Below are 13,367 nucleotides of genomic sequence, written 5' to 3'. Positions count from 1 at the left end.
TTTTGGAGTTGGGAATTATTTGAATGCGGACTGTATCGATTGCCAGTCAATACCTGGATAACGGTCATTATCGGGTATGGTATGTTGGGCAGCAAACATACTATACAGATATTGCATCTGCTGCCACACCGGGTATAACTCATGTTCTCCTTCAGGCTGCTGTTGACGGACTTGACTGATATAGGCGGAAAATGCTTCCATTGCTCCCCACTCCTTCAGGTAGAAGTTGCTGCCGAATAATTGCTTTGCAACGTCTGCTAGTTCTGAAGGACTGATCTGCGTTCCTGCAATCCGTAAATAGCGTGGTGTGGATTCGTCCAAAGCAGCGGCGGCAGTATATGCGGCAGTATCTTGTACCGTCGTAAAATCAATGCGCCAATGTAGTTTACCAGTAAAATATTCAATTTGTTGTTCCTTCGTATTGAGCAGCGGGATATCATACTTTAACACATGAGTGAATGCGCCATTAAAAATAGACGTTGCGCGTATATCGCTTTGGTCGATAATAGACTGAAAGGTCTTTCGGAGATCAAAGTTCCTGTTATCGCCTATCTGAAGTTGTGTGTAATCGGTGCAGAAGTCCGAGGGAATGAAGCGGGGCACACCTGCTTTTATAGCAGCCTGCAGTAATTGGGATTGTGCGTTAACAATAACATCGTGCAAACCTGCCAAAGTAGATACAACACAACAGACTCCTTTACACGCAGCAACGAGGCTATTGACGTCGGACAGTTCCGCTTGGATAATTTCCACTCCCATGCCCCGTAAAAGGGAAACACTAGCGCTGTTACTTTCGGCCCGTACGATCGCCCTGACAAGAGCACCTCTTTTTATCAATTCTTTGCATAACTTACTCCCGAGATCGCCGGTAGCTCCGGCAACTAAAATAACCTTGTTCATAGTGTTCATAATTTGAAATCAAAACTATAAACCATTAACAAGCAAAAAACTACCAAATGGTAGATAAAGATCTTAACGTAAATTTCTACGGATCCGACTCAGGGCATTGGGTGTTACACCAAGATAAGAGGCGAGTTGCCTGACAGAAATGAGCTGCATGAAACCGGGCTTCTCAAGAAATTCCAAGTATCGCTCTTCCACCGTCAAGGTTTGAAAACGGATAATTTCATTTATCATTCTTACAGCCATAGCTTCCCAGGTCTTGCGGCCAAATTCCTGCCATATGGGAAGCTCCTGATAAAGTCTGTCCATATCTTGTTTAGTGATACAATATAACTCGGCGGATGCTACAGCCTCAATGTTGAATCGCGTAGGTAACCCGGGGTGTAAACTGGATATCTCGGTGAAAAATTCATTGGGTTGAACAATCCATGCCGTCAGTTCATAATTGTCGGCAAAGAAGAACCTTAAAGCGCCACTATTTAGGAAATAGTACTCATTAGCAATCTGTCCCCGCTTCAATAATAGATCTCCCTTGTTAACAGACTTGACGTAAAAGCTATTCAAGATCTGTTCGAGATCAATATCGTCTATTGTAACCTTTGATTTAATATAGGCGCTCAGTTCCTGCATCTTATTGAATACGGATTTAGTTGCCAGACCAAATCTCCGGTAATTACCCTAGATGAGTAATTACGGAGATTTCCTTCGGCAGTAGTCACGTAGAAGCAAATTTAATGCTACAATTCCTCTTAAACAGTTATACAGCATCAACAGACCACCAATCCAACTATAACATCCTCTTACCTGGGCTTCTTCTCCAACTCAGCCAGGCGTTTTCCCTGTTCCTGAATTACTTTCTCCTGCTTGATCAGGTGTAAGGTCAGTTCTTCTATCTTTTGGAGCAAGATCTTGTTCATCTCCCCCAGATCCAAGCCATTTTTCGTCACCTCTGCTGCTGAAGGAACATCAGGAAGGTGCTTATGCTGTTGAATATACGTTTCTACTTCGGTCAGGCCAGGTAGCTTATAATCCGAATCAAAAACAAAATCCGCCCATCCGTCTTGTGTAACTTTGACCCTTTTAGCACCTATAGCGCCATTGACTGCAAGTCTGAACTCGCTTGTATTAAAGGTGCCAATACCCACAGTACCTGCGAAGTAGTTCTTGCCACCGCCATTAAAGTAAGCGCTATTTGAGTAACTCAAACCCTGTATATTAACATATGGTTCCGGAACAGTTTTTACAGTGAGTGTTAAGTTATCAGTCACTTTGAACGGAACCGGATTGGCTACACCATCATAAACAATGGGACCTACGCTATAGTTTGATTTATAGTAATAAGTAGTCGCTCCACGCAGCCAGATAGCAATGCGACTGATAGTACTTCCATGGGTAAGATCCATCCAGCCCCCAACAAGTCCTATAGTAGTGTTCGGATTGGCATAAAGCTGTTTGATATCAGCATCAATGAAATTTGCGCCATGTCCAAACCCGTTAATATGAAATCTGAATGTGGCCATAATTGAACCCCACCATTGACCATTAGGTGCGTGAACCGATGACCTACCTATTTCCAATTCCACAGGTAGATTTGAATTATAGCCTCCATCATAAAATGTTACAGGATAGTACTTGTTCCCATCTCCCTGCACTGTGAAAGACTGCTGCGCAAACATTGCTTTCGTAAGAAATAGCAATGTCAAAAAAAATAACGTTTTTAGATGCTTGTTCATGTAATGGTGTTTGTGGTGGTGTTTAGCCTTTGCTTATTCAATAGATTGTCCAGCCGGATCAACAGCCGTTCACTCTCGTATAATTCAGTAAAAAAAATTAGTGCGATCAACGGCTAAATCACAGCCGTCCCCATAAGTAATGTGTTATCAGATAAGTTTGCTGTCATCTGATAACTCATCTCTCATATGTCCAAAATTGCCTTTGTAATTGCTCTGAAGTTGCACTGAAATTTATCAGTATTTATCACCCGAATCTGCTGCAGTACGTCCGGTGCTAAATACTAAAATGCTAATTTGACTACGGGAAATGATATATCACCAGGCAGGTCATCTGTGCAGATTTAACATGGCCATTAATGTGCATCCGGACCTGCTTCAACATGCTGTATGTAGGTCATACCTGGACTTACACATGACATCTCCGGTGAAACTTTCATCGGTATAAGGATTTTAAATACTACATTCTAAATACCCTGCACGCTCATCACTCAAAAAGCAGATTGTCCAACTAAACAATTCACAATTGTTAACAACAGAAATATAAAATACTCACCGACAAGGATGATGGGGCTTCTCTCAAACTACAACATCAATCAAGTCGGAGCGCAAAATTGACATATACGTCGGACAAAAAACATAACATGTTAGTTGTATCCCGCACGTTTATTCGTCTTTGCATACACAAAGAAAACCGGGCACTACGCATTGTATCTAGTAAGTGTTGACACATTTAACCGGAAATCAAACCCTTTTACCTTCCCATCTTACTGCCCTGCTGCTCATATGCGCTACTCGCCAGTTATTGGCAAAATCATCCTTCCCCAGACCAGGAAATTTTTGGTAAATTTTACCAACAATAACGCCAAAGCGTCAACATTTCGTTAATCCGGAGTACTTACCACTGTCGCCCTAATCAGATATGCCCCTACCCTAGCTGGACTGACACATCCCTATCTCACCTCCCCTATCATCTAAACGCTGTCGCTCACTTATGACTACAAACAGCCATCTGCTTACATTTCGTGGCACTTGCCGCGCCTACATCGCAGCAAACGGCTCTTTGTGCTCTCCCGCTGCCTGCTTCATAGCCGGACCCGATGCCTCACCCTACTCCTGAAAAGTTGTCCGTTTTACTGCTATAAAGTGACTTTCCAGACAAGAAAACTCTTTACGACCTGAATTGGCGCTCTGTCTGCCGAAATATTCCCTATGATCAATAGAAAAAATCACCCGTGCAAACCTTTATCTGATTTCGCTTTAGTATTCACTCCAAAACGTCATCAAAAGGTCACTAAGAGGTCACTTCAATATCCCCGGGATATCCAAGTGACCTCTTAGTGACCTTTTGGCAATGAAATGGTATGAAACATTAACCGATATTTAGCACTCAATCGATCTGCAAATAGTCCACGGTAAGCCGGGCGAGACAAATTGCCGGAGCCGGTATTTCCATCCCCCGGGCAATATCAACCCAAATTCCCTGTTTCACCCACCATGAAGAGATAATACTGCAGTGGCTTTTCCTTTCCATCAATAAAAAGCTCCTTTCATGTGATAAATCCTCGTGGATTTGCTCCCATAGTGCTACTCTATACTCTCCTCTCGTGCCACACTAATACCTGTAAATCGGATCGCAGTGAGGCTATACATACTCAATACTATACAATAACCTATCATTTTGAATTTCCAGATGATCATAGAAAAGCATCAAAATCAACGTGAACAATACCCGTTAATAAATGATCCGCTATTGAAGAACATGTATACTAATAATCGACTCAACTCATGCCATCCTATCTATCTTTTTGGTAAATTAGTGTAGCTTTCACACTTGTTTTGTGGTAGCATAATCCCCGAAACCCTCAACTTGTCAGAACAACCAGCATAATGATCACTGTGCTACGCGACACAAAGCTTTTAAAACACATCCACGATATGAAAACACTGAAAAAAATTCTTCCTTCGTCAAGATTAAAAAGGGCCTTGTTCCGTCTCGGCATTGGCGGACTATTACTACTCACCTACCCTACCGCTGCACAGCAATTGGCCTTCCCTACAGCTGAAGGATTCGGACGCCTGGCATCCGGCGGACGGGGCGGGAAGGTGTATTTTGTAACTAACCTGAATGACGCCGGCCCAGGTAGTTTCCGTGAAGCTTTTAACGCCTATCCGGGAGAACCGCTGACTATTATGTTCAGAGTTGGCGGTATCATTAATCTGACCTCAGAACTCAGAATACGTAGATCTGATATCACCATTGCCGGACAAACAGCTCCGGGTGGAGGAATCTGCCTGAAGGGGCATTCCTTCATTATGAATGGTGCCAGAGCTGCTTCTCAAGGTGGTAACCATGGCAATGTTATTATACGGTATATAAGATCCAGGCCAGGCGGCACTTTGTCAACGGGCATCTACGGATTTAACATGGAGAACTGCCATAACGTAATCATCGACCATTGCTCATTCAGCTGGGCCAATGAAGAATGCGCTGCTATGTATGATTTTAAGAATGCAACTGTACAGTGGTGTATTGTGAGTGAAGGCCTCTATAACGCTGGTCATGCCAAAGGCGTTCGGGGTTACGGCGGAGTATGGGGTGGACAAAATGCTTCCTATCACCATAACCTGATTACTAATCAGAATAGCCGTGCAATACGCTTCGGTGGTGCCAGAGCACATGATACGCTTGCGTTGACCGATTACCGCAATAATGTCATTTATAACTCCGGTAGTGGAGGCGCTGCATACGGCGGAGAAGTTGAAATTACTGGCGGAAGGTCCCACATCAATATGGTAAATAACTACTACAAACCAGGACCTGCGAATGCAAACCTCAACTTCATACAGGTATCTTACAATGCGAAAGGCATTGGCAAATGGTATCTTACAGGCAATTATATGCATGGCAATTCAGGCAAAACTAACGACAACTGGACTGGCGTAGACCTCTCCAGAGTCCCTGCTGCGGAGCAACCTAATGCTAAGTCAAACACTCCGTTCAGCGTGGCAGGAGCAGCGATTAAAACACAATCAGCCGCCACTGCCTACACTGAAGTATTACAAAAAGCTGGTGCTACACTTCCTCAGAGAGATGTAGTAGATAGTCGCCTCGTAAATGAAACCAGTACTGGCACTGTTGCTGCTTCCGGAGGAAGCGCCAATAAACCCGGCATCATTGACTCTCCTGCCGAAGTAGGTGGATGGCCTGCTTACGCTGCTGGATCGGCACCGGTTGATAGTGACAATGATGGAATGCCAGATGCCTGGGAATCGGCCAACGGCACCGATCCTAATGCCGCGGATAACAATGGAGATCTCGATGGTGATGGCTATACCAATCTTGAGGAATACCTGAACTTCCTGACGGGTGAAAACCCCGGCAATGCCAGTAGCGGCCTTACCATCCAGGAAAATACAACAGGCTTCTGCAGTGTTGACGGTGCAGTCGAAAACGCTACTAATAATTTTACCGGAACTGGTTATGCAAATGTAAACAGTGGTGTCGGCGCTGGCATAACCTGGCGTATCAATGCACCTGTTGCAGGAAGCTATACGCTGACATGGCGCTATGCAAATGCCGGCGGACTTAATCGCCCTGCCAAACTACTAATAAACAATATCGCAGTTGTAAATAACATTGACTTCCCGTCTACTGCTGACTGGCACACGTGGCGCACAGTGTCAGTTACAATATCATTGGCTGCCGGGCAACAAACCATTCGCCTGGAAAGCACTGCGTCAAATGGTCTTGGGAATATAGACTACTTAAGTTTGTCAGGCAGCCCAACTGCTGTAAGCTGCGCCGGAGTAACAGGCAATGGAGATACGCCTGCTGCCCTGATACACGCAGCTCCTTCCAGGAACGGACACGCGGCAGTTGCATATCCTAATCCCAGTAATGGTACATTTAACATTCGCGCCAGCGGAAAATTCGGCTATGTAATCAGTGATATGCAAGGCGCGCAGATTGAGAAAGGTACTGGTGAAAATAGTCTAAGCATTGGTAGCAGATTGGCTCCCGGCACATACTTGCTGAGGGTGATGAGGAATGGTATACCAGAGACGATAAAACTTATCAGGCAATAACGGCTGATAAGGAGATATTAACTAGCAAGCATTGAAATAATAAAGCCCCTCTGACGCTGTGAATCAGAGGGGCTTCATTTATTAATAAAATAGCATTAAGGTATATTCGCGGATAACCATAGAAATCAAGAGGGATCATTTACCTTCTCGTATCAAACGTAGTACATACTCCATCTGCGTATCTCTGTTTTGCATAAAATCATCGAACGAAGGCCATACCGTGTAATCCGGAATGATACCACGCCCATCCGGCTGATCTGGCTTATAAGGCGCGTCCTGCAGTACATACACGATAGAGAATTTAGTCTTGATCTTTGAATGTGGCAGCTCATAGATCATAGGCATATGTCCATTGTGATAATAATAGCCCCCAACAGTTTCAACCCCTATGATTGTTAGATTGCGTGCATATGCTTTCACAAGAGAGGCCAGGTGAGAACCTGCTGAAGCTACATCTTCATCAATAAGCATATACAACTTACCTTTGAACCCAGGCTGTTTAGGATGATATACAGGGTTGTATTTTGCATTCTGTATATTACGGCCATCTTTCAGTAAGGGGAAGTAATCCTGCAACATTTGCTTTCCTGCTATCAATTCAGCAGAGTCCATTCTTGCAGCCGTCGATATTCCCCAAAAATATTGCTCATATGGAATCTGATCACCGAAGATGGTATAGGCCAGGGTGTTCTCTTTGAAATCTTTGTCGGTCAGATACATCATAGGCTGTTCAAAGTTAGGATCACTACCGCCGGGATTTCCACGGATATCCAGCACCAGATGAGGCACCTTATTGCTATCCAGTACACGAAATACACTATCTATAAAAGCTACATATACGGGGAAGGCCGGATCGTCAGCATCCCTTGCCATAGAGAATATCCGTAAGTTGAGGAGACCTGTGGAAGAGTCGATCATACGAAAACTATATGTAGGCTGCAGGTTGTAGTCTATTATACTGTCAACGGGCGCACTATAACGTGCTTTTACACTGGCTTTACGCTCCTCCAATGATATTGCAGGTGCGATCACTTCCTGTATATTATCCTGACCAGGAGCAGTAAATCTTATACGGAAGCTATCATTGACACCATATTCATACAGGTAACGCATGCCGTAGCTCCGGTTTACGCTACCCGATTGCTTTTGCGTCATTACGTAACCGTCGGCCGTCATGTATTTATAAAACGACTGCATCAGTGTAGTATCTCTTATGCCGTTAATACTCAGTACTCTCGCCCCGACAGGTATCTGACTGGTTTTACTGTTGAAGATCATCTTCCCGTCAATGTATTTCATAACATATGGGAAAAAGCCACGCTGCCTGTTGAGGTAGGCCACAAGGTCAGCATGCGGTTCCGTATAGTTATGGCAGCTACCTTCAAAATCAGTAAGTTGTAGTATTATTTTGAAGAAGTCCAACGTTGGCATGGGCTTTTTGACTTCTTTAAACGCCCATTTGTAAATACTATCTATTTGTTTTTTAGTACGATATCTGTACAAGCCTGAATTAGCTTTCTTACGGATATTCAGAAACAATTGCAGATCGTCCTTCATTGCAGCGGGCGTCAACACAGGATTATAAACCGAAAGACTGTCTGCCGGCATACCCGGGGATATGGCAGAAGAAGCAGATTGTTGTGCCCAGCCCTGCTGAACTAATAACAATAGAACGAGTAGTTTTCTCATGGAATTGGTTGATGTACCCCTAATCTACAAAAAGCCTGAGAATGTCTCACTATAAAGTTAGATAAATGCCTGAGGTAGTGACTGCCAGATGCATGCAATTATTAAGGTAAACGTTGCCATAATCCACGGCATAAAATCGACGATTGTACATTTATTATTACTTTTAAGCAGCTGTTGTCTGTGTTCAGGTCGCGCAGATAGATAGACAGATGTTAAAACTTATAGGTAATGTCAGATTATACCAGTTTCAAAGAACATATTCTTAAACGCCTTCCCTTGACAGAAGAAGAGCTTAATGAGTTCTGTAGCAGCTTCAAAGCAGTGAAGATCAAGAAGAGACAATTTATAGAACAACCGGGCTTCCTGGCTAAACACCGGTATTTTGTAGTGGAAGGCGCGTTCAGAGCATATGTAATTGGGGATGAGGGGCAGGAGCATACCATACAATTTGCTATTGAAGACTGGTGGATCTCAGACTACAACAGTTATATCTTTCAGCAACCTGCTACTATGTTTATAGTTGCCCTGGAAGATAGTCTGATATTGCAGATAGACTATGAAAGCGAGCAGCAGCTTAAGAAGAGCCGGTATAGCTTTGAGACATTCTTCCGGATCCTTGCAGAAAATACTGCTGCATATATGGCCCGCCGTGTGATAACAAATCTGACCAAAACAGCCGAACAACGTTATGAGATATTTCTGGAAAGATATCCTAACATAGTGAAAAAGGTACCGCAATATGCGTTAGCATCCTTTCTTGGGATGACGACCGAATACCTTTCAAAGTTGCGCCACAAAAGGATATCAAAGAAAAGTTAATCCAGTTCAACTATTTTTGTTGAACCAGTTAGCCCTGTTTTCCTATACCAGTTCATTGGACAAGGCCCGTAGAGATGCCAACTTTGTACTGTCTTAATAACGACAGACAAACAAGTAATTAAACTATATAAAAATGGCATCTCTTACAAAAACACAGGTATTTATCATGGCTACCACCGCAGGTATCAGCGTAGCCAATGTTTATTATAGTCAACCGATACTCAATGCAATTGCGCATACATTTCAGATAAACACAGAGAAGGCTGGTATTATCTCTGTACTTGCACAGGTAGGGTATGGCATTGGATTGTTTTTCCTAACCCCTATCGGGGATATGATTGAGCGAAAGAAACTTATATTATATCTGCAGGCAGGATTGTTTCTTTCTCTTTTACTGATGGCATTTGCGCCTACGCTACCGCTTTTATACGCCGGCAGTTTGCTTATCGGAGTTTTCTCAGTCGTAGCACAGGTAATACTCCCAATGGCTGCCAGTCTGGTGAAAGAAAACAGGGGTAAGATTGTTGCACAGATCTTTACAGGTATTCTGGTAGGGATACTTGTAGCGCGTGTATTCAGTGGGTTTGTTACTAATTGGCTGGGCTGGCAATATGTGTATTTGCTATCGGCTGTGATGGTCTTCTTTACAGGGGTTCTTATGCAGGCAGACTTTCCTCCTATCCATGAACGGTTTAATGGCACGTATGGCGGACTTCTTAAATCAACAATTGATCAGCTGCGCAGATTTCCGCTGCTGAGGCGTACCGCTCTTACTGGTATGCTGGCTTTTGGTACATTAAGCGCATTTGGGGTAACACTAACCTTTTACCTGAGTGAGCCTCCGTTCAATTATTCGGCATCACTTATTGGCATGTTTGGGCTACTTGCAGCGGCAGGCGCGTTCTTAGCTCCACTATTTGGTAAACTGGCAGATAAGGGTACGCATGGCAGGTCGCTGCTCTTTTCAACAGGACTTACGCTTATCAGTATCCTGATACTTAAACTATTTCCCGGATCAGTAGCCGGCATCTGGCTGACTGTCGTTTTACTGGATGTAGGAGTGCAGGCAACACAAGTGACAAATATCTCAATTATCTATTCCCTGGACCATCTCGCTAACAGCAGAATCAATATGATATATATGACCAGTTATTTCATCGGCGGAGCGCTGGGTACTTATCTGTCCATCCTGTTATGGAACGCCGGAGGATGGAGCTGGGCAACATCCTTTATGATTCTGCTCGGAATACTGTCAATCCTCAATGTTATAGGTACTCAGCGTATGCAAAAACAAATGAACTGATCATGAAAATAATAGTTATAGGTGGCTCAATCGGCGGACTGATTACTGGTATTGCCATGCTGCAACAGGGTTTTGATGTCAATATATACGAGCGTGCAGCGGCAGATATGAAGGACAGAGGCGCAGGTTTGGTGATACAGCCGGAAATGATTGACTATTTAATAGAATATGGTATTGTACCGTCTGAAGTGTTCGGAGTACCTGCCAGGCAAAGACAGATATTAGACGAACAGGGACGTCCCATCCTGAAATATCAGAATGATACAGTGTTCACGTCCTGGAATTACCTCTGGCGGCACCTCAAAGACTATTTTCCAAAAGAAAGATATTTCTTTGGATATGAGGTGGAGCATATTTCGCAAAACGCGCATGCAGTAAGTGCAACTTTCAAAAATGGCTCATCAGTTACTGGTGACCTGCTCATTGGCGCTGACGGTTACAATTCGACAGTAAGGAAAACTTTTCTTCCGCATGTTACTCCGCAATACGCGGGGTATGTAGCGTACCGTGGACTCATACCAGAGAAAGATATGACAGCCGCTGAAGGAAACTTCTTCTCAGACAAATTCTCGCTTTATCCTTACGAACAGTCACACATACTTTCCTATATGGTTCCCGGCCCGGGAGGAGAACTATCCAAAGGCAATAGATTGTTCAACTGGGTGTGGTACTTGAATAAGTCAGCCGCACTGCTAAACAAACTACTGACTGACAACAACGGCAACAAAAGGCGATACAGCGTGCCAGCAGGGATGTTAAATAATGACGCTAAGACCGCACTGAGGGAACTTGCAGATAAACATTTGCCCGCTATATTGAAAGACCGGATATATCAAACCAGGGAACCCTTCCTACAGGTAATATTTGACTTAGCAGTTCCTAAGATGTATGAGGGCAGAATTGCCATTCTGGGTGACGCAGCCTTTGTAGTAAGACCGCATACAGCGTCAGGAACCGCCAAAGCTTACCGTGATGCCGTTGTACTGTCACACAGCCTTGCAGATCATGACGACCTGGGAATGGCACTTGGCTACTGGAATGAGCAACAAACCAGATATGCCATGGCTATTATGAATCATGGTAAGCAACTTGCGCTAAGGAGTAATCTTGGAATAAGCTAATCTGCTAGATGTTATATCACTATCCGGAAAACCCACCACAAGTGAAGCGTCCCTGGATGCAAATCCAGCGGATGTTTCACTTTACTAATAAAAAAAGCCCATGGAATAACAATTCCATGGGCCTGATAATAGCAAATAGCATTCAATGTTAGTATGATTTCCTGTACCCGGCTACTCCCATCTGAGAACCTGTCAGCGGATAATACAAGTTGGCTATGTCAGTTTTTGATGACTGCACGGTCGGAAACTTCTTGTTTGCAAGTGAACCAGTACCTTCTGTAAAGGTGGCTCCCGCTTCAGCATAGATGTAGTTTCTGACAGAGATGTTTGGTACGCCGTTGATTGGTCTGATGAACGCATTACCATTAATAATCTGTGCAGCTTTCATACCGGTACTACCATTCAGACGCAGGCTGTTTCCTTTAGTCCAGGCAACAGTATTGTTTGTAAATCTCACAACAGCATTCGCAGTTCCTCTAAGGCTTACACCTTCAAGCTGACCGTTTCTGAAAAGGTTATTGTGAATGATGTGTGTTGCACCGTTCTGCCCTGAACCATAGAATTGCAGCAGCTCTCCCCATCCGTCATGAACATAGTTATCGTGAACATTTGTGTTCATAGTACGTCCTCCGATCAGGATACCTCCATTATGCGACCAGTCTTTTTGTAAGGCCCAATTGGTCACTTCATTGTTGTACACTTCAAGCTGGTCGATTGCTGCCGTCTGTATACCATCAAGTCCGATGTCCTTTATCGTGTTGTTGTAAATCTTCACATTGCGCCACATTACTGGCTGAACATACTGATGACCGGAAGCCATTGCAGTAGTTGATCCATAGTAAGGAGCGTTTGCTGTCAGATCCCAATAGGTAGCGGTATGACCGATATACATCGCTTCGTTCTTGGTATTTTTGATCAGCAGGTCATGAATCTTCAGATTTGACATGGTGGTATTAGGAAACGCGGTACTCGCATCACCCTTTACCGGATCTGTTTTCGCAACAATACCATTACCGCCATTCTGGATAGTCAGGTTACATATTTCTATGTTATCTGTCTTGTTTCCAAGTTGAAGGTCGAAGTAAGATGCTCTAGCAGTCTGCGTTGAGCCGGTTATCACCACAGATGACTGGCCTGATTGTCCGCCGAAACGAATGTAATGACAGTTCCAGAATACACATGCTACACCGTAAGCACCGCCATTCCAGGATGGATTTCCAATGTTGACAGTGGTTCCGGACAGGTTCCTGATTATAATAGGCGCTGATGCGTCTCCACTCAGATTAGAAACCTGGATTACTTTAAAGTTGCCTTTAAGATTAATAACGTCTCCCGGCTTGTAGTAGCCACTTGAATTGTCTAAAGCCAGACGGCCATTCACATCAGGAACGAGTGTAAATTGTCTACCTGTTGTAGTTGTGGTAGCGGCCAGATTGTTGTCTGTGTTTAGCTTTTCCTGAAATGCTTCTTCTTTTTTGCAGCTTACGGAAAGTGCAAGCATAGCTGCGCAGATCATTGACTGCGCAATGTAGGTGCGGTTCTTCTTCATGTTGTAGTTAAAAATATGGTTAAAATTTTCTCGCGTCGCAAATATATATAACGCGATGGTGATTCGGTAATAAAAAATTATTAACTAGGATATGATGTCTCGGTTTCTTTACTTCAGCAAAACACTTTACTTCTTCTGTCGTATTATTTTCCTGTAGATCTACG

The 13,367-nt window shown here is 43.8% G+C and carries 9 protein-coding genes; 4 read left to right on the top strand and 5 right to left on the bottom strand.

Going from position 1 to position 13,367, the window contains the following annotated elements; translation table 11 throughout:
• Window positions 1-15: 15 nt before the first annotated feature.
• The 3 genes from K1Y79_RS26425 to K1Y79_RS26415 form a co-directional block, all read right to left on the bottom strand.
• Window positions 16-900, bottom strand: coding sequence for an NmrA family NAD(P)-binding protein (locus K1Y79_RS26425; RefSeq protein WP_220253217.1), 885 nt, complete (start codon window positions 898-900; stop codon window positions 16-18).
• A 72-nt stretch (window positions 901-972) separates the two neighbouring features.
• Entirely contained in the window at window positions 973-1,533 is a 561-nt protein-coding gene (locus tag K1Y79_RS26420) for a Crp/Fnr family transcriptional regulator (RefSeq protein WP_220253216.1), read from the bottom strand.
• A 170-nt stretch (window positions 1,534-1,703) separates the two neighbouring features.
• The gene (locus K1Y79_RS26415; RefSeq protein WP_220253215.1) at window positions 1,704-2,636 is read right to left on the bottom strand and encodes a hypothetical protein; all 933 of its coding nucleotides are present in this window, start codon (window positions 2,634-2,636) and stop codon (window positions 1,704-1,706) included.
• A gap of 1,935 nt (window positions 2,637-4,571) precedes the next feature.
• Between K1Y79_RS26415 and K1Y79_RS26410 the strand changes: the two genes are divergently transcribed.
• On the top strand, window positions 4,572-6,722 hold the full coding sequence (locus K1Y79_RS26410) for a carbohydrate-binding protein (protein WP_220253214.1): 2,151 nt from the start codon (window positions 4,572-4,574) through the stop codon (window positions 6,720-6,722).
• A 135-nt stretch (window positions 6,723-6,857) separates the two neighbouring features.
• Here K1Y79_RS26410 and K1Y79_RS26405 read toward each other — a convergent pair whose 3' ends face one another.
• Complete coding sequence (locus K1Y79_RS26405; protein ID WP_220253213.1) at window positions 6,858-8,411, bottom strand: S41 family peptidase; 1,554 nt, start codon at window positions 8,409-8,411, stop codon at window positions 6,858-6,860.
• A 228-nt stretch (window positions 8,412-8,639) separates the two neighbouring features.
• Between K1Y79_RS26405 and K1Y79_RS26400 the strand changes: the two genes are divergently transcribed.
• From K1Y79_RS26400 to K1Y79_RS26390, 3 genes are all read left to right on the top strand, one after another.
• Entirely contained in the window at window positions 8,640-9,230 is a 591-nt protein-coding gene (locus K1Y79_RS26400) for a Crp/Fnr family transcriptional regulator (RefSeq protein ID WP_220253212.1), read from the top strand.
• A gap of 133 nt (window positions 9,231-9,363) precedes the next feature.
• On the top strand, window positions 9,364-10,533 hold the full coding sequence (locus K1Y79_RS26395; RefSeq protein WP_220253211.1) for an MFS transporter: 1,170 nt from the start codon (window positions 9,364-9,366) through the stop codon (window positions 10,531-10,533).
• Between the two features lie 2 nt (window positions 10,534-10,535).
• Window positions 10,536-11,654, top strand: coding sequence for an FAD binding domain-containing protein (locus K1Y79_RS26390; RefSeq protein ID WP_220253210.1), 1,119 nt, complete (start codon window positions 10,536-10,538; stop codon window positions 11,652-11,654).
• Window positions 11,655-11,802: 148 nt separating this feature from the next.
• On the opposite strand, the gene K1Y79_RS26385 is transcribed toward K1Y79_RS26390, so the two are convergent.
• Complete coding sequence (locus K1Y79_RS26385) at window positions 11,803-13,203, bottom strand: right-handed parallel beta-helix repeat-containing protein (protein ID WP_220253209.1); 1,401 nt, start codon at window positions 13,201-13,203, stop codon at window positions 11,803-11,805.
• Window positions 13,204-13,367 lie beyond the last annotated feature (164 nt).

Origin of the sequence: Chitinophaga rhizophila (genome assembly GCF_019492185.1) — a bacterium.
GTDB classification, from domain to species: domain Bacteria; phylum Bacteroidota; class Bacteroidia; order Chitinophagales; family Chitinophagaceae; genus Chitinophaga; species Chitinophaga rhizophila.
The sequence above is the reverse complement of the archived record's forward strand: the minus strand, read 5'-3'. Positions and strand labels throughout refer to the sequence as shown.

Bases quoted from the DNA above. Each gene is read 5' to 3' on its own strand.
- K1Y79_RS26425 (WP_220253217.1), bottom strand. From the start codon at position 900: ATGAACAAGGTTATTTTAGTTGCCGGAGCTACCGGCGATCTCGGGAGT.
- K1Y79_RS26410 (WP_220253214.1), top strand. From the start codon at position 4,572: ATGAAAACACTGAAAAAAATTCTTCCTTCGTCAAGATTAAAAAGGGCC.
- K1Y79_RS26420 (WP_220253216.1), bottom strand. From the start codon at position 1,533: ATGCAGGAACTGAGCGCCTATATTAAATCAAAGGTTACAATAGACGAT.
- K1Y79_RS26405 (WP_220253213.1), bottom strand. From the start codon at position 8,411: ATGAGAAAACTACTCGTTCTATTGTTATTAGTTCAGCAGGGCTGGGCA.
- K1Y79_RS26385 (WP_220253209.1), bottom strand. From the start codon at position 13,203: ATGAAGAAGAACCGCACCTACATTGCGCAGTCAATGATCTGCGCAGCT.
- K1Y79_RS26415 (WP_220253215.1), bottom strand. From the start codon at position 2,636: ATGAACAAGCATCTAAAAACGTTATTTTTTTTGACATTGCTATTTCTT.
- K1Y79_RS26400 (WP_220253212.1), top strand. From the start codon at position 8,640: ATGTCAGATTATACCAGTTTCAAAGAACATATTCTTAAACGCCTTCCC.
- K1Y79_RS26390 (WP_220253210.1), top strand. From the start codon at position 10,536: ATGAAAATAATAGTTATAGGTGGCTCAATCGGCGGACTGATTACTGGT.
- K1Y79_RS26395 (WP_220253211.1), top strand. From the start codon at position 9,364: ATGGCATCTCTTACAAAAACACAGGTATTTATCATGGCTACCACCGCA.